Origin of the sequence: Acetobacterium wieringae (assembly GCF_023700225.1) — a bacterium.
In the GTDB taxonomy this organism is placed as follows: domain Bacteria; phylum Bacillota; class Clostridia; order Eubacteriales; family Eubacteriaceae; genus Acetobacterium; species Acetobacterium wieringae.
This window is the reverse complement of record NZ_CP097897.1, coordinates 151718-168329: the sequence shown is the minus strand read 5'-3', so window position 1 is coordinate 168329 and position 16612 is coordinate 151718. Positions and strand designations below refer to the sequence as shown.

Annotated in this window: 16 protein-coding genes and 1 riboswitch; of the genes, 3 read left to right on the top strand and 13 right to left on the bottom strand. The window is 45.5% G+C overall.

Annotated elements, in window-relative coordinates; genetic code table 11:
- Nucleotides 1-336 precede the first annotated feature (336 nt).
- From CHL1_RS00835 to CHL1_RS00825, 3 genes are all read right to left on the bottom strand, one after another.
- Nucleotides 337-909 carry an ANTAR domain-containing response regulator gene (locus tag CHL1_RS00835; protein ID WP_026393392.1) on the bottom strand — a complete coding sequence of 191 codons (573 nt, stop codon included), beginning with the start codon at nucleotides 907-909 and terminating at the stop codon, nucleotides 337-339.
- 35 nt (nucleotides 910-944) lie between these two features.
- Complete coding sequence (gene glnA / locus CHL1_RS00830) at nucleotides 945-2273, bottom strand: type I glutamate--ammonia ligase (protein WP_070371662.1); 1329 nt, start codon at nucleotides 2271-2273, stop codon at nucleotides 945-947.
- A gap of 433 nt (nucleotides 2274-2706) precedes the next feature.
- Nucleotides 2707-2934, bottom strand: a complete 228-nt coding sequence (locus tag CHL1_RS00825; protein WP_070371663.1) for a hypothetical protein — start codon at nucleotides 2932-2934, stop codon at nucleotides 2707-2709.
- Nucleotides 2935-3482: 548 nt separating this feature from the next.
- Here CHL1_RS00825 and CHL1_RS00820 point away from each other — a divergent pair.
- From CHL1_RS00820 to CHL1_RS00810, 3 genes are all read left to right on the top strand, one after another.
- Nucleotides 3483-5516, top strand: coding sequence for a glutamine synthetase III family protein (locus tag CHL1_RS00820; protein ID WP_250936203.1), 2034 nt, complete (start codon nucleotides 3483-3485; stop codon nucleotides 5514-5516).
- Between the two features lie 86 nt (nucleotides 5517-5602).
- Entirely contained in the window at nucleotides 5603-5944 is a 342-nt protein-coding gene (locus CHL1_RS00815) for a P-II family nitrogen regulator (RefSeq protein WP_070371664.1), read from the top strand.
- A 153-nt stretch (nucleotides 5945-6097) separates the two neighbouring features.
- Entirely contained in the window at nucleotides 6098-7366 is a 1269-nt protein-coding gene (locus tag CHL1_RS00810) for an ammonium transporter (RefSeq protein ID WP_250934367.1), read from the top strand.
- Nucleotides 7367-7550: 184 nt separating this feature from the next.
- On the opposite strand, the gene CHL1_RS00805 is transcribed toward CHL1_RS00810, so the two are convergent.
- The 10 genes from CHL1_RS00805 to CHL1_RS00760 form a co-directional block, all read right to left on the bottom strand.
- On the bottom strand, nucleotides 7551-7988 hold the full coding sequence (locus CHL1_RS00805; RefSeq protein ID WP_070371666.1) for a flavodoxin domain-containing protein: 438 nt from the start codon (nucleotides 7986-7988) through the stop codon (nucleotides 7551-7553).
- 61 nt (nucleotides 7989-8049) lie between these two features.
- The gene (locus CHL1_RS00800; protein ID WP_250934366.1) at nucleotides 8050-9174 is read right to left on the bottom strand and encodes a GTPase family protein; all 1125 of its coding nucleotides are present in this window, start codon (nucleotides 9172-9174) and stop codon (nucleotides 8050-8052) included.
- Nucleotides 9167-9799 carry a YcjF family protein gene (locus tag CHL1_RS00795; protein ID WP_250934365.1) on the bottom strand — a complete coding sequence of 211 codons (633 nt, stop codon included), beginning with the start codon at nucleotides 9797-9799 and terminating at the stop codon, nucleotides 9167-9169. Before CHL1_RS00795 ends, CHL1_RS00800 begins: the two co-directional genes overlap by 8 nt.
- A complete protein-coding gene (locus CHL1_RS00790) occupies nucleotides 9751-10335 on the bottom strand; it encodes a GTPase family protein (protein ID WP_250934364.1) in 585 nt (194 codons plus the stop codon). The genes CHL1_RS00795 and CHL1_RS00790 overlap by 49 nt, the downstream gene beginning before the upstream one ends.
- A 351-nt stretch (nucleotides 10336-10686) precedes the next feature.
- Entirely contained in the window at nucleotides 10687-11592 is a 906-nt protein-coding gene (locus CHL1_RS00785) for a 5'-nucleotidase (RefSeq protein WP_228877880.1), read from the bottom strand.
- A gap of 325 nt (nucleotides 11593-11917) precedes the next feature.
- A complete protein-coding gene (locus tag CHL1_RS00780; protein WP_228877883.1) occupies nucleotides 11918-12124 on the bottom strand; it encodes a hypothetical protein in 207 nt (68 codons plus the stop codon).
- Between the two features lie 9 nt (nucleotides 12125-12133).
- Entirely contained in the window at nucleotides 12134-13246 is a 1113-nt protein-coding gene (gene trpD, locus CHL1_RS00775; RefSeq protein ID WP_250934363.1) for an anthranilate phosphoribosyltransferase, read from the bottom strand.
- 74 nt (nucleotides 13247-13320) lie between these two features.
- Nucleotides 13321-14352 (bottom strand): alcohol dehydrogenase catalytic domain-containing protein, encoded by a 1032-nt coding sequence (locus CHL1_RS00770; RefSeq protein ID WP_250936201.1) that lies wholly within the window; start codon nucleotides 14350-14352, stop codon nucleotides 13321-13323.
- Nucleotides 14353-14468: 116 nt separating this feature from the next.
- Nucleotides 14469-14643, bottom strand: a riboswitch (cobalamin riboswitch).
- An 87-nt stretch (nucleotides 14644-14730) separates the two neighbouring features.
- Complete coding sequence (locus CHL1_RS00765; RefSeq protein ID WP_250934362.1) at nucleotides 14731-15708, bottom strand: tocopherol cyclase family protein; 978 nt, start codon at nucleotides 15706-15708, stop codon at nucleotides 14731-14733.
- 42 nt (nucleotides 15709-15750) lie between these two features.
- Entirely contained in the window at nucleotides 15751-16605 is an 855-nt protein-coding gene (locus CHL1_RS00760) for a DUF92 domain-containing protein (protein ID WP_250934361.1), read from the bottom strand.
- Nucleotides 16606-16612 lie beyond the last annotated feature (7 nt).

Here is a 16612-nt window from a genome sequence, read left to right as displayed (position 1 = left end):
AACCTCAGACCATAAGTACAGCTGTCCACCTGGAATGACTTCCATTTGTTTTGCGCACCTTGATCGAACACCACTTACTTAAGCATCTTAATGATTATCTATTTTACTATTTATGGGATCATTTTTTCCCACAGTATTATAACATAAAGCCATGGTATTTGTTCCACAATTTTTTCAGTTTTTTGATGATATTGTTTACATTTTTATATTTCGCTTTTTTCAGCTGACAAACACTTAAAATAATCCGCTTATCTTAAAGCTTAACACGTAAAAAGCTTCATAACAAGAGTTTATCTCATCAGGAAGCTTGATCATATTTTTATATTAACGACTACGTTATTTTTTATCATAGGTTTTGATAATCTGTTCCGCTACCTTTCGGGGGGATGTTCGCATATCCATGGCCTTTTTTTGAATGTAGCGGTGCGCCTGATCTTCGGTCATATCGAGATGACCCATCAAAAACAGTTTACCCCGATAGACAACCCCGAGATCGTCAATTTTAGCTTTCAAGGCCTGGTTCTGACTTTGCAGCTTCTGGATTTTTTCCCGGGACTGGCAGACAAAGCGAACATTCTGAACCAGCAGTTGTCGGTTGAGCGGTTTGGGGACGACAAAAGCCGCTGTATCGGTCAGTTTTTCTTCGACATGATCGACCAGTTCGCTTTTGACGATCAAAATCACCCCGACCATGAATTTTTCCAGAATATCAACGGCAAAATCAACCCCGAACTCATCCCCTAAGGGGGTGTTCACGATCACCAGATCATATTCAATTTCCTGCAGTCTGCGTCGACCTTCGGCGGCTGAATTGGCCGAATCGATCAGTTGAAAATTCATCGGCCGAAGAATATCAGCCAGGCCACGAATTACGTCATCTTGCTTACATACTAATAATACGCTGCTCATCCCCTTCACCTCCTGCCGGTTTGGTTTTTTTCAGATTAATAAGTTAAGAGGTAGCGTTCAATTTCCCAGGGATGAACGGTTTTAATATAATCCATCCATTCAGCGGTTTTAAGCTCAATGTATTTAGCCGCCAGGTTTTCTCCCAGCACATTTTTAATTAATGGATCGGCATCCATCTCCGTCAGGGCTTCCATTAAGGTGATCGGCAGCTCCTGAATGTTTTTAATGGCCAGCGGGTCTCTGGTTATTTCCTCTTCGTCGAGTTTTAACTCATCCATCAAGACCAGCTGTTTATCGATTCCTTCCAGACCAGCCGCCAGAATAATGGCAAAGGTCAAGTACGGATTACAGGTGGGATCCGGCCCCCGCAGTTCAAACCGATAATACTCATCTGCCTCCAGCGGAATCCGGATCAGTGGGGAGCGGTTACCAAAGCCCCAGCCGATATGACGGGGCGCTTCTTTACCGCCGGTCAACCGTTTATAGCTGTTGACCAGAGGATTGGCAATGGCCGTCATCCCTTTAACATGCGCCAGCACGCCAGCCATAAAGTATTTGGCTTCGGTACTCAGAACGCCATCCCGGTTTTCAAAAATATCCTGGCCATTTTTTAAAAGCGACACATGGATGTGCATTCCGCTGCCGGGTTCTTCCATCAGTGGTTTCGGTAAAAATGAGGCGTGAACCCCATTGCGCTGAGCGACCGTTTTGACCACCGTTTTAAAAGTCATGATTTTATCGGCGGCCGACAAAGCGTCATCGTGCTTAAAGTCAATTTCATGCTGGCCCCGGCCAGCTTCGTGGCGGGAGCTTTCAATTTCAAAACCCATATCTTCCAGGGTCAGGCAAATTTCCCGGCGGGTGTTTTCCCCCCGATCATAGGGCGCCAGATCAAAATAACCGGCCTGGTCGGTGGGAATGGTGGTCGGATCGCCGTTCTCATCCTGCTTGAAGAGATAAAACTCGCATTCAGCGCTGGTATTGAACTGATAGCCCAGATCTCGGGCCCGTTTAATGGTCTCTTTTAAAATATAGCGACTGTCCGCCTCAAAAATGTCCCCATTGGGATAACGGATATCACAGAGAATTCTGGCTACCTTCCCCTGTTGTGGCCGCCAGGGCAGCAGTTGCATGGTGCTGATATCCGGATGCAGAATCAAATCCGTATACCGGGACTCTGAAAAACCCACTACCAACGAGGCATCAAAGGGAATCCCATTAGCCAAGGCCCGTTCGATTTGCATCGCCGTTATCGCAATATTACGATTTTGCCCAAAGAGATCGCAAAACTGAAGCCGAATAAATTTCACATCATTCGCTTCAATAAATTTCATCGCTTCAATTATATTTTTTGCTAAGCTCATTCTAAAACCTCCAAATTATTTTAAAAACCCGATTGCTTCCATATCATTATTTATATATTAACCTATTTTCCTGCGGCTTCTTTAGATCAAACCGCCCCACGATTGGGCATTTGCGTCGTTTTCTGTATTTTTACCCACTTGTCCCCTGAATCCACAGGTTTTCTGCCATCGACCAACAAACAAAAAAAGAACATGCTAAATGATCCCCTCTGCCATAAAAATTTCAGGAGGATCGAACGCCTTTGTTCTTTGCACACTTCTTATTCTATTTTTGTATACAATGTACTTCAGTGAGTGGTTCTCTCATTAAACCATATTTTCTCTACGGTTTCAATTTTTTTTTGCTTTATTTTCACTGACAAGGTTTGCAGGTTACTGCCAAAAGCCCACCAACCTGCTGTCAATAGGCTTTTGGCAAACTTCCGGTCATTGCTTACTGAACCGGACCTTTTTCCATTTGGGCCAGAACAATTTGTCGCATCATTTCCATCGATCCGGCAAATTCTTCCAGACTTAAACCGGGCACTCGTTCCGCCACCAGACGATAGCCAGCTTCGAAGTCTTCAGCAGCATTTAAAGCCATCATCAGATCTGGATCACCCAATAAAGCATCCAGCACCTTAATGTGCTTTTCTTCATCCATTTTAAACTCGATACTCATTTTAAATTTCCTTTCCTTTTTAATCATCAGCCTGTGCCGACAAAAATAGCAGACACTTCTCTTTGTTATCATGTATTATTTAGCTCTATTATATAGTAGGCCTTTGTTTTTGTAAATCATTCCTGAAGTCTTTCCAAGTTGATAACCATTACATGTAATTTTTTGCAAATTTTTCTTTACAAGCGTTCATCCATCGTCTATAATAAGCTTAAATTAAATAGTAGTAACTGCCACGAGAGTGACGATAGCAATGGTGCTTTGAGAGTGTAAGAACACTTTCTAAGGCGCTTTTTTTTAATCACTTTTTGCTGGGGCAATTATTGACCTTTTCAGATCCACCAACTGAAAAGCAATCCCGTGTCAAAACGAAGTGAGTTAATTAACTCCCGACCTTCGATTTGATTTTAATTAGCTTTTATTGTAACATATCTGACAATGGTGACAGTTATGTTATAATTATACAAATTATATTTTAGGAGGACACGCTCGTGCCAAATAATGAAAATGTATCTGATCTTTTCGGATCAAAGGTTTTTAATGCTGGAGTGATGCGCAAGCGCTTACCAAAGCACATTTACGCTTCTCTGTTAAAAACAATGAAAGAGGATTTACCTCTGGAAGAAAACGTTGCTGAAGTCGTGGCAAATGCCATGAAAGATTGGGCGCTAGAACTGGGTGCCACTCATTATACCCATTGGTTCCAACCAATGACTGGTATCACTGCTGAAAAGCATGATGCATTTATCAACCCCACTGAAGATGGCAAGGTGATTATGGAATTCTCCGGTAAAGAACTGATCAAGGGCGAGCCGGATGCCTCATCCTTCCCTTCCGGCGGATTACGGGCCACCTTTGAAGCCCGTGGTTATACCGCCTGGGATCCCACCTCTTATGCCTTTATTAAGGGAACCACCCTTTATATCCCGACTATTTTCTGTTCTTACTCCGGAGAAGTGCTTGATAAAAAAACACCGCTGTTACGCTCCATGGAAACCCTCAATGAAAATGCCAAACGAATCCTAAAGCTGTTCGGTAAAGATGTCAAGAAGGTAACCACCACCATCGGTGCAGAACAGGAATACTTCCTGGTTGAACGGGACATGTTCAAACAACGTAAAGATTTAATCCTGACTGGCCGGACTTTGTTTGGTGCCAAACCACCAAAAGGTCAAGAAATGGAAACACACTACTTTGGCCGTATCCGTGGCCGTGTTGCCAACTATATGGCAGAGCTGGATCGTGAATTATGGAGCTTGGGGATTGCTTCCAAAACCCGTCATAACGAAGTTGCGCCAGCCCAGCATGAACTGGCCCCTATTTTCACCAACACCAATGTCGCCACCGATAATAATCAACTCATTATGGAGTTCATGCAACGGGTTGCCTACCGTCATGATCTGGCCTGTTTATTACACGAAAAACCATTTGATGGGGTTAACGGTTCCGGTAAACACAATAACTTCTCGATGTCAACCGATACTGGTGAAAACTTGTTAAACCCTGGCGATAATCCATCAGAAAATAAACAATTCCTAGTTTTCCTTTGTGCCACAATCGAAGCGGTCTATAAATACAGCGAAATGTTGCGGATCTCTGTGGCAACTGCCGGTAATGACCATCGATTAGGTGCCAATGAAGCCCCTCCCGCCATCGTTTCTGTTTTCCTGGGCGAGCAGTTAACTGCCGTGTTAAAATCCATCGAAACAGGCGAACCCGTAACTGAAGCCAAAGACCTGGTCATGCAGCTTGGCGTTAAGAGCTTACCAAAATTCATTATCGATGCTACCGACCGAAACCGAACCTCTCCTTTTGCCTTTACTGGTAATAAGTTTGAGTTTAGAATGCTTGGTTCAAACCAATCCATCGCCGGTCCAAACATCACCTTAAATACCATTGTTGCTGATGTCCTTTCTGATTATGCTGACATTCTGGAAAAAGCCGATGATTTTGATGCTGCTGTTGATGCGCTACTTCAAAAATCAGTTAAAGAAAATAAGAATGTTGTCTTTAATGGCAATAACTACTCGGATGAATGGGTTGAGGAAGCTGCCCGACGTGGTCTGCCAAACTTAAAAACAACCCCCGAAGCCCTGGCCGAATTTACTTCCGAAAAAAATGTGGCCTTATTCGGACGACATAATATTTTCACTCCTGCCGAAATGGATTCTCGTCAGACAATCCTGCTGGAAGAATACATCAAAACCATCAACATCGAAGCTTTAACCATGCTGAGCCTGGCTAAACGGGAAATTTCCCCAGCCATTGTTACCTATACCAAAGAAGTGGTTGATACCCTTACCGCTAAAAAAGCCATTGGTTCCATCGATTTAAGTGCAGAAACCGCCTTGGCTGAAAAATTGTCCACTCTTTTTGGTACCTTTATCACAGCTATCGACACCCTGGAAACAACGCTGGCAGCCGCCGAAAAATGCGAAGGGGAACAGGCTGAAGCCAATTACTTCTGTGCTGAAGTAATCCCTGCGATGGGCGCTCTGCGCACCGCTGCTGATTCGTTAGAAGAAATTGTGGCTGAAAAATACTGGCCATTCCCAACCTACGAAGATATTTTATTCTACGTATAAATAAATTCCCAATAGTACAATAGTTGGGGTTGGGGTTTTTCCCCTTCCCCAATTATCCATTTATGTTTAACGATAAGGAGGTTCACATGAAAAAGCTTGAAATAGTCATTAAACCTGAACGGTTGGAAGATTTGAAAGAAATCTTAAACACTTGTGATGTTCAGGGGATGATGATTACCAATATAATGGGTTATGGAAACCAGAAGGGTTATCAAAAATCCTATCGAGGCACTGCTTACACCGTTAACTTTCTACCTAAAATTAAAGTAGAAACCGTAACTGATGCTGAAACCGCCGGGATTATCATTAAAATCATCAAAGACCGACTCGCAGCAGATGACGAAATCGGCGGCGGAAAGATTTTTGTCTACGATGTTGCCGATGTTGTCCGGATCCGTACCGGTGATCACGGTGTTGATGCAATATAAGATGAATAGAGAAGCGAAACAAAACTATCAAAGGAGATAGGTTTTAATGAACTATTAAAGCTGTCTCCTTTTTTTATACCCTATTAGATTATTTTGTTTCTATTTACGTGCTTATATTTGTCTGTTTCAATTCAAGTAAGAGAGGTTATTACTATGGAATTATTAGAATTACAACAATACATCGATATTGTCTGGGTGTTTTTGGCAGCAGTTCTGGTCTTCTTTATGCAAGCGGGCTTTGCCATGGTCGAAACGGGCTTTACCCGGGCCAAAAATGCTGGGAACATCATCATGAAAAACTTTGTCGATTTTATGATCGGCTCCATCTTATTCTTCTGTTTTGGTTTTGCGTTTATGTTTGGTCCAGATGTCGGTGGACTTATCGGCATGGGTGGTTTCTTTAACCCCGAAAACCTGACCAATGTATCGGCTTTTGAAGCGGTCACACCAGAGCTGTTTATCTTTTTCCAGACGGTCTTTTGCGCCACTGCTGCCACCATTGTATCCGGGGCAGTCGCCGGTCGAACGAAATTCTCGGTTTACTGTATAATCTCCGCCTTTGTTAGCCTGATTATTTATCCGGTCGTCGGACACTGGGCCTGGGGCGGCGGATTCCTCGGCTCCATGGGATTTGTTGACTTTGCCGGTTCAACCGTTGTTCACTCGGTTGGTGGCTGGACAGCACTGATGGGTGCCATCATTGTCGGACCCCGAATTGGCAAATACAACAAAGACGGTAAAGCCAATGCCATACCCGGTCACAGTTTAACCCTAGGTGCATTGGGCGTCTTTATCCTCTGGTTTGCCTGGTTCGGATTTAACTGTGGTAGTACCCTGGCAGTCAACCTGGATATTGGCCATATTGCCATGACCACTAATCTGGTAGCCGCTGCTGGTGGATTAACGGTCATGTTTCTCACTTGGGCTCGTTACAAAAAACCAGATATCTCCATGACCCTTAATGGTGTGCTAGGTGGTCTGGTTGCCATCACCGCGGGTTGTCTGGTTGTAACCCTCTGGGGCGCGATTGTCATTGGCATTATTGCCGGTGTGATTATCACCTTTGGGATTCCGTTCATCGATCAGAAGCTTAAAATTGATGATCCAGTCGGTGCTGTTGGCGTTCACTGTATGAACGGTGTAGCCGGTACCTTGCTGGTTGGTTTATTTGCCAACTACCTGCCAGGCACTGAAGATGCCATTCTGGGATTATTATACGGTGGTGGAATCGATCTGTTAACTGTTCAGGCTATCGGTGTCGTGTCGGTTGCTGCCTGGACCTTAGGAACTTCCTTCCTGCTGTTCTATGGCCTTAAGAAAACAGTTGGCCTCCGGGTTGAAAAAGTGGTTGAAATTGAAGGCCTTGACGTTCATGAACACGGCATTGAAGCATACTCTGACTTTGTCAGCCGGATGAACTAAGACCTCCATTCGCTCTTTATCCCACTAAACCACATCAGTCATCCGGTGGATAGCGGAACCCCCCCCCTTGTTCCATTATCCGCCGGATCTAATAAATTCTTATAAAAGCATATGTTGTGACAAAAGCCCGGGAAGTAAAACTTCCCGGGCTTTCTACTATAATTCAATGCTTTTGTATGCTCGTTTAAAATTCAGCAAAAGCCTTGCCAAACTCGACACAACGGCGGCGGCCGGCTTTATCGGGTTCTCCCAGGATGGTCAGACCATGATCGAATAGAAGGGCTCCCAAATCTTTCACCTGGTTCTCCCAGATCTGCATCCACTCGCCTGCACCCCATCCGTGGGAGCCAAACAGAGCGACCTTTTTTCCCTTGAGATGACCGGATATAGCTTTAAAAAACGGTTCAAACTCACTTTTCTCCAGAGCTTCCCCTTCCATTGCCGGGCACCCCAGGGCAATTTTATAATAGCTGTCAATCGTATTAATATCAAAGTCAACCACGTTGACTAAAATCGCTTTTGCACCAGCTTCGTCAATACCATTGGAAATTTTTTCAGCCATAATCTCCGTGCTTTCTTTATAACTCCAATAGATCACACCAATTTTATCTACCAGTTCCATTTCTGCTTCTCCTTCTTATGAAAATTTACGTTGTCTAATTATATACCCCAAAACCCGATGATTATTCTTCACGTTTTAATCCGGAGTTTATTTTTTTTAATTCCTGGGCCAAGATCTCAACGCAGACTTGCAGATGGTCTTCCAACAAGGCCTTGTTGTGCCGCAACCCTTCCCGATAATAGGCCCGGGTTTTTTCCTGGATGGCAAATTTGCCCAGCAGTCCCACCACCGGGATGGCCAATAATACCGCCCCGGCGATTGAAGTTCCAATTTTGTCGCTTTTTTTAATCTGAAAATGGGTAATCTGGGGCATGCGCTGTTGATCCGTCACTTCCACCAGAGCATTGCCGGAAAACTGGCGGCTGAAGACAGTATAGAATTCATAGGCTTCATTAAAAAGCGCATCCGATTCCCGGCCAATCTCATCAAAAATCTCCTGGGCGTAGATATCGAAATATTCATTGCGGCTGACTTCTTTTTTTCCGGAGGTCGGGTTTAAAAAACTGACCTGCTTCTGGACCACTTCCTGACAATCTTTAAACCAATTATTTATTTTCTCCTGGCCGATGGCTGCCAATATCTGCGGCATTTTACCGGAAATGGAATTGAGCAGATTGACCTTGATCCGATGGATAATTTTTTCTTTTCCAAAGACCTGAGTCGTCTTGCCGCTGAGCAGCGTTTTGGCGTGGCTGGATACCTCGACGATATCCTGATTCCGTACTCCCGTTTTGGTTGTGATCGCTGTTCGCATCGCTGCAATTGCGGTTTCCACATTCATCACATCGCAATGAGTCAGTACCACCAGCACCGGGTTGCCATCCTTGCCCAGGGCCTTGATCATGTCCAGATCAAAATCTTCCACCCGGGCAGATTTGGCCGATAGGCAATAAATAATGGTGTGGAACCAGTCCTTGATTTCCCGGACATCATGCTGATCCAGCACCTCCTGAATCAGGGCTTTCCAGCGTTCTGATTTATTGGCTTCCAGGCCCCAGGAGTCATATAGATGAAGAACCAGCTCGGGGCTCAACGGGATCGTTTCGCAAAAAATCCCCATCCCGGTGACCGGCCGTCCGGCACCAGTTTTCATCACTTCAGCGCCAAAAATATAATTACACAGCGACGTTTTCCCGACCCCGGTTTTTCCGAGTATCAGGACATTAGTTTCGCAGCGTTTAGCCATGCCGGGAAACCTTGAACCATTCGTTCATTAAAGTCGCAATATTTTCGCCATTGAAATAATCGGCCCAGACAATTTCTTTGCCTTCTTCAAACACTGCGGTGGCACAGCGAAAGCAAATCTCCGAAATAGCATAACCCATGGCGGCGGTAAAGCTGGAGGCTACTACCGTGTTAACGGTGGTCCCGATGGCCGTTCCGACCCCGGGAATCAATTTAAAGAGATTGGTACTGAGAGTTTGGGCCAATAACCGGCCGGATTCCGAAACCACCACCGAGCCCACCAATGACGATAGATTTCCCAGCTTCTGATCCAGTCCATAGGTTTTCATGATGTGCAGCGACATCTTAATCTGGATCGGCACCAGCAGCGCCGCATCCGAAAAAGGGATTGGCGTTAAGGCGACCCCGGCTGCACCACTGGTATAGAGGGGAATAATCTTGTGATTGATCAGTCTTTTTTTAGCCGCCAGATTTCCTTTGAGGGCACTGATAAACCCTTCCCGCAAGGACTCATCGAGATGATCAATGGCCCAACCAATCAGTTCCTCCCATTGCAGATAATCCTGCAAGGCGGCAATCACGTCCGGATCAGCGGATGCACTGGTCCGAAAAAATCCACCTGGCAATGCTCTCTGATGGTAGCTTCCATCGCCTCGAGTTCTTCGGCATCGAGGCTGTCAATTTGAGTCAATACCACTGCCACCGGTAGCTTCTTAGCTTTAAGCATCTGGATTACATCGATATCCATATCGGTAACCCGTTTATTTCCGGCCGAAATACAATACCAGACCTCGTGGATCTGGTTATTCAGTTCCTGATTGCCCTCTTCTTTTTTTACTGAGTTAATGGCTGCGTTGCGAAACGCATTGACCCAGCCTTCCACATTGGCCTGGTATTGGGAAATTTTCTCGGTTCCGATTTCATAGCCTTCGGTGTCATAAAGCACTACCCCGGCATCCTCCCGTTGGTACCGGGTAATCCCCCGGGTCACTGGAACGCCATGGCCAATTTGGGCCAGATTCTCACTAAACACATAATTCACCACCGAACTTTTTCCGGCACCGGTAGCGCCGCAAATTAGAATGTTTGGTTTTTTGATCCCGGCACTGATTTCGCCAAGGGTTTTATTAAAATCAAAATCATCGGGTCGATAGTCTTTCATTGGCTCCCTCTTTCTTTGTTTCTGCCTGGTCGTTCATAACTAGGCGGCCAGTTTCTAAAATTATACCAGCACATTGTTAATTTCAATTTAATTAAATCTTCACCTAACTATCACAAAATAATCAAGACCCGACCACAGACTGGCGGTAAACTAAGACTGCACGATACACCGCTACCATCTTTTTGCCGGGTTTTCACCAGAGGATTATCCCTCAATAATCCTCTGGTTTAACATAGATTTTCTTTTCATGAACTCCTTTCTCACAAAAAAGAATCCTCTTTATTTAGAGGGTTCTTTTTTGATCTAACCTCTAATTGATTCGTTACCGACTCTTTTTGCTCTCAGTAATTGCTATTCCTCATTATTCTTATACGGTACCCGGGCAGAGGGGACAAATTCCGCCGTCGCATCGGTGTGGATGGCCTGGTCATCAAAATAAATATGGGCCCCAAAGGCCTTGAGCACTTCCTGTTTGCTCATGCCGCCGAGGAAAAAGGCTTCATCGATCCGCACATCCCAGGCCCGTAGGGTCCGGATCACCCGCTCGTGAGCTGGCGCATTTCTGGCGGTCACCAAGGCCGTGCGAATGGGAGCCCGGTTTTTATCAAACTCTTTCTGAATCGCTGACAGGGTTTTTAAAAACCGGGCAAAAGGCCCTTCGGGCAGAGGCTTACGGGCATTTTTTGTTTCATTAGCCTGAAAGGCCTCAATGCCCTGGCTTTTATAGATCCGCTCAGACTCATCCGAGAAAAGCACCGCATCGCCATCAAAGGCGATCCGGATCTGATCGATTTCTTTTATTTCTTCATAGGTCAAGTGTTGGGTATAAATAATCCCCGCAGCGACTCCGGCATTAATGGCCTCCTGAACATCCTCCTCATTGGCCGAAAGAAAAAGATCGGTGTTAAAGGCTTCCAGATAGGGCGCCAGCATGGCCCCGCTAACCAGTGCCGCCCGGGTGATATCCAATTGGTAATGCCTGATCGAATTAAAAATCCGCAGACTACTATCGGCATTATTGCGGGACATCACGATGATTTCGGTTTTTCGCTCTTCCGAACCGATCTCATTAAGCTTCAGCAGTGCCTTAATCAGGGCAAAACCGGTTCCTGGCTTTAAAATATCGTTTTCATGTTCAATCTGGTATTGGGTGTAGGCTTCCACCCCTGCTTCATCAAAGATCCGGTTTTCTTCCTCCAGATCAAAAAGCGCCCGGGAAGAGATTCCCACTACCAGACAATTTTCAAATTTATGCATCCTTTTCCCCCTTCTTTCCCAAACTTATCGACATTCCAACCTTATTCACACAACTTATCCACATTATCCCGGTAAATCCGGCATAATGTGGATAAAAAGGCCATTCTTCCTCCCTCAGACAGACACCTGGTTAAAAGTTATCCACAATTGATATCCCTGGATAACTTCATCGAGCTTTAGCGTTTAGAGACGTTTTAAGAAATTAAAAGAACCTTTTTCGAAGAAAAAGGTTCTTTTAATTTTATGGTGTCACCCATTTATTCTGTTTTTATCATACCATTGATATCGAAATCCGTAAATATAACTTTACTGATTTAGCGACCATTCAAGCAAAAAAATCAGTTTCCTCCAGGGTCAACTTGACAATCCGAAGCTCGGTCAGTTCATCACCCAGGTCATTTTTTGTGGCGATCAATTGATTTAGTTCGTTCTCCGGATAAACGCTGGCCTTGTTGATGCCAACCAGGGTAAATCCGCCATTTTCAGCCATTTTCAGATAACCTTCGGCCGCTTTTAACGCATAAAGAATCATCAACGCTGCCTAACCCTGAACCTTTTTTTCAAGCGCTGACAAAATCTTCAGGCCCTTAACACCATCACGATTCTGATAGTTGACCCAGGTCTTGAGTTTTTCCCAGGCCGCCCCATTATGAATCAGTTCCAGGGCCATTTCATAACCTTCCCGAATACTGGGCGCCTTGTCCCGTAAATACAGAATCAGTCCGGCATTTAAGGCAACAATATCTTCCCGGGTCTTGGTTTCTTTGCCTTTTAACAATCGGACAATACATAGCGCCGATTCTTCAACCGAATTAAAGGTGCGGATTTCATCCACAATTCCAGGAGTTATCAACATATCTTGTGGATTAAATGTATATTTTTCCACACTACCATCTTCTTTCAGCTCAGCAATATGGGTAGTACCGAGGGTTGAAGCCTCATCAATGGCCTGGTCGCCAACCTCGCCAAAAACCACAATGGCCCGTTTATAACCGATCTCCGCCATGATCTGGGGCACAAAATCCAGCATTTCTTTGGAGTAGACCCCTCTGACCCCATATTGCGGCAGCGCCGGGTTTGCCAGCGATGCCGAAATATTCAGCACACTGCCAAATGAAATTTGCGATAAAACCCGCCCCAGAGCTACCGGATGAACCTCCGGGCTTATCCCATTAAAAATACCAATCCCGGCCTTTTCGATGCTTTCTTTAACCAGATCGACATTAGAATCCATATCGATACCCAGGGCTTCCAGCACATCGATGGTACCACAGACCGAGGTCAAGGCCCGGGAACCGTGTTTAGCCATGGGGATTCCGGCAGCAGCGGCAATAATCGATGCCACGGTGCTGATATTAAAGGTTTTAAAACTATCCATCCCGGTGCCGCAGTTATCCACAATCGGAAACTCAGTGACCGGTTCCACCTTAAAGGTATCCACTTCATAAATCGCTTCAAAACTTCCGGCCACTTCTGCCGGGGTTGCCCCTTTCGCACTGAGGGCCGCTAAAAAAGCGCCCTGTTGCATGGCTGTTTGCTTATCACTTAATATTTCCATGAACATTTCTTTGGAATCATCTTTTGACAGGTTTTCCTTATTGATCAGCTGGGTAATCACCTGACCATAATCTTTCATGCTGATTGTTTTTTCCATTTAATTGCTCCTTTAATTTTTCTTTCTTATTTATTAATTCACTACTGCTTCGATCTCACTTTGACAGACGGCCATCACTTCATCACCACAATGGTTGAATAACCATCGCTGTTTCTAATATAGTCCATTCCCCGTTCCAGTTCTTCCAGTTTGACCCGATGAGAAATAAGTGGCCGGACATCAATTTTTCTTGATTCAAGCAGGGTTTTGGCCTTTTGACTATGCTTAACACTGCAGCCATAAGATCCGACTACGGTAATTTCCTTGTAGTGAATCCGGTTGATGTCCAGTTGGAAGTCTTCATTGCGGCTTAGTCCACTGAAATAACCGAACGTTCCCTGTTTTCTGAGGATTTCCAGGGCCAGATCAAAGGCCTCTGGCCCTGGACAGCAGGGGATTACTCCGTCGACTCCATGACCATTGCTGCAACTCTTTAACTGATCGAGCAGATCTGGCTCATCGCCGCTAAAAACGGCATCAAATCCCAAGGCTTTGCCACGGTCACGACGCTCTTCATTGGCTTCGATCAGGATCACATTTTGGATTCCTTCCGCTTTCGCCACAAACAGGTTAAGCAGGCCCAAACGGCCGCCACCGATAATGACCAGCGCCGCTTTCCGGTTCAACTGAAGGCGATCCTGAATGTTGACACAACAGGCCAGTGGTTCAATAAACGATATTTCTTCATAAGCCAGATCATCATTCCGAATCAGATTGACAATCTTGGATTTGATCGCCTGCTTATCAATTTTGATCACTTCCTGAAAACCACCATCAAAATTAAAGCCCATAATCTTAATCTGATCACAAAGATTATCCTGACCACTTTTACAATAGTCGCAAACCCCACAGGAAATCCCCGGATGAATAGACACCCGTTGACCTACCGGATAACCATTTACATTTTTGCCTCTGGCAATGATCTCGCCGGCAATTTCATGTCCCAATACCCGAGGGTAAACCAGATCCCTTTGCCCCATGGTGGCACATTTTAAATCAGTTCGGCATATATTGCAGGCTCTGACCTTAACAAGCATCTCGCCATCACCACAGACAGGCATGTCCTTATCTTTTATCACCAATTCTCCCGGTTTTTCCAATACCACTGCTTTCAATTCGTCCCTCGCTTATTTTTTATTCTCTGGTCACTGTTTACAAAGCCTTTAAATCCTTTTTAAACAAAAAAAAGCTACGCCAACAAAGCGTAGACTTTCCACATCTCTCATCATCTAATTCTCCGGCAGGTCTTCTGACTCATGATCCTCATCGCTGTCGCCTTCCCATTTTTTAACAGTGGCATCCAGACAGCAATTCCCAATTTACAGCGGCGGGCCCGTATAAGCTTCTCACTTATTTTCCTATTCTCCCCGAGGGGCACCTGAAAATGATTATTTAATTTGGCTTATTATATCATACTTGCAATCCCCAATAAAACACCTTTTTGGCAACTTCAATAAATGATTCTGCCTGACAATGGGTTTTATTTATTCGGATTCTTGCTTCACTGCAACCCCTTCCTCCAGACAAATCTCCATCCCCGCTTCGCTACTGATGCTCTCAAAGATGATATTGCCCTGATTGTTTGTTAAACGCAGCCAAACCTTAGCCGTGATACTCTCGACAATCTCGCGATCCATCAGTCCGTCCACCGGCGCCCGCAGCCGTCCGCCACTGGCCATCTGTGCTTTAAAAGCGAGGGCCCCATTCGGACCTTCAAGTTCCCCAGCGCAGGTTCCCTTTGTGGTATCAACTTCCCATTTCTCCAACCGGGAAAAATTATAAGTCGCAAAACGGCGGGTAATCCCGCTAAAATCAGTGAAGTAAGCAAAGAAACCGGGAAATTCCATCCCTAAAAAAGGAATATTCGCCCGTGAAAAGACAAATGAAGCATCGCCAGCCTCAAAATGGCTGGCCTGTAACCAGAGATAGGTCTTAGGAAAGGATCGGCCATAGTCTTTTTCAATGTAACCGACTCCGCCATTAAAATCCATCAACTCCCCATCCAGATCAATCTCACCCTTTATTTCATGATACAAATGAATAATAGCGTGGTAGCATTCCATAAAGGGCACTAGTCCAAAAGGCCCCATGATCCCCGGGTGCTTTAAACCCTTGGGAAAGGGATGGCTATTGTGAAAGGTCAACCGCCCTTTGATACTGCCTTCCGCCGTATCGACATTCAGCGATAGGCCCTGGGCGTTAAAACTATTATTCTCAATCTCCACATCAAACCGATCCGTTCTGGCATTGAACTCGGGATAGGGAAAATGATGATACCAGGTTTTTCCGGTGACAGCATTGATGACCTGGATAAAAGCCTGCCGGTTCCCCTGAGGATCGATGGCCATTCCCGGAATAATGGCAATGGCATGTTTGCGATCGGCGCTGATGCATTTAAAATACCAGCCTTCAAAATAGCGGCGTTTTTTGTTTTTTCCCTGAAAATAAGCCTGCTTAATCATCCGTTTTCTCCTTTCCTCAAAACGATTGCCCCATCCCGGCCGTTACTGCAGCTGGACAAAAAACAGTACCAGGCTGGCGGCCAGCAATGAACTGGCAAAATTAACAAAGTCATTGTTGACAAAGGCCAGCCCACTATAAAGCTGATTGGGCTTATTATTATCCACCGGTTTTTCGGTCAGCTCACCGGTTTCATGGCTGATATATTTGGCCTGGAAAGCAGCACCCATAAAGCTATCCAGTACTGATCCCAGCAGCCCGCCAAAGGTAATCATCAGGATTTGCATTAATAAAAGCACCCCACTGTTGCCTGCCGCCAACTGGTAAAGACCATAGGTCAAGGCTACCACGGCCGACCCACCCAGCGAAGCCAAAAAACCCAGCGGACTGACTCCCCCGGAAAGTCCGGGGCTGACCGGTTTTAAGGTAAGTAACGAAACCGGGGCCTTCTTACTGAGAATCCCGATTTCCGAAGCCCAGGTATCGGCATTGCAGGCCGCAAAGGATGCCGCCACTGCCACCAGATAGGCGGGGTTTTGCGATAAGGCAAAGGGAATCGCCATAATCAGTGCGGCCCCACCATTGGCGCCCACTTGAACCAGATCCCGGGGGCCGGACTTGGCATGCATCCGAACCTCAATGGGATCTTTCAAGCTGGCTTTGAAATGCGATAAAAAGGTGGAGCTGAAAAAAAATACCATCAAAAGGATAAAAAACAGCGGCCCGCCAGCCAGATACAGGGCCACGGCCAGAAAAAAGGCTCCCAGTGCCGCCGATAGGGTTAAGGCATTGCGCCTTAAGGCAAAAACAGAAACCGCCAGCGACAAAAAAATATATATCACGTGTTCCAGGGTCGATCCGGTCTGAGCTGCCAGACTATACTGTGTTAAATTTTCCACTTTGCAC

Coding starts and splice junctions, on each gene's coding strand:
- CHL1_RS00835 (WP_026393392.1), bottom strand. CDS start 909: ATGAGCAGCGTATTATTAGTATGTAAGCAAGATGACGTAATTCGTGGC.
- glnA (WP_070371662.1), bottom strand. CDS start 2,273: ATGAGCTTAGCAAAAAATATAATTGAAGCGATGAAATTTATTGAAGCG.
- CHL1_RS00825 (WP_070371663.1), bottom strand. CDS start 2,934: ATGAGTATCGAGTTTAAAATGGATGAAGAAAAGCACATTAAGGTGCTG.
- CHL1_RS00820 (WP_250936203.1), top strand. CDS start 3,483: ATGCGCAAGCGCTTACCAAAGCACATTTACGCTTCTCTGTTAAAAACA.
- CHL1_RS00815 (WP_070371664.1), top strand. CDS start 5,603: ATGAAAAAGCTTGAAATAGTCATTAAACCTGAACGGTTGGAAGATTTG.
- CHL1_RS00810 (WP_250934367.1), top strand. CDS start 6,098: ATGGAATTATTAGAATTACAACAATACATCGATATTGTCTGGGTGTTT.
- CHL1_RS00805 (WP_070371666.1), bottom strand. CDS start 7,988: ATGGAACTGGTAGATAAAATTGGTGTGATCTATTGGAGTTATAAAGAA.
- CHL1_RS00800 (WP_250934366.1), bottom strand. CDS start 9,174: ATGGCTAAACGCTGCGAAACTAATGTCCTGATACTCGGAAAAACCGGG.
- CHL1_RS00790 (WP_250934364.1), bottom strand. CDS start 10,335: ATGAAAGACTATCGACCCGATGATTTTGATTTTAATAAAACCCTTGGC.
- CHL1_RS00785 (WP_228877880.1), bottom strand. CDS start 11,592: ATGCATAAATTTGAAAATTGTCTGGTAGTGGGAATCTCTTCCCGGGCG.
- CHL1_RS00780 (WP_228877883.1), bottom strand. CDS start 12,124: ATGATTCTTTATGCGTTAAAAGCGGCCGAAGGTTATCTGAAAATGGCT.
- trpD (WP_250934363.1), bottom strand. CDS start 13,246: ATGGAAAAAACAATCAGCATGAAAGATTATGGTCAGGTGATTACCCAG.
- CHL1_RS00765 (WP_250934362.1), bottom strand. CDS start 15,708: ATGATTAAGCAGGCTTATTTTCAGGGAAAAAACAAAAAACGCCGCTAT.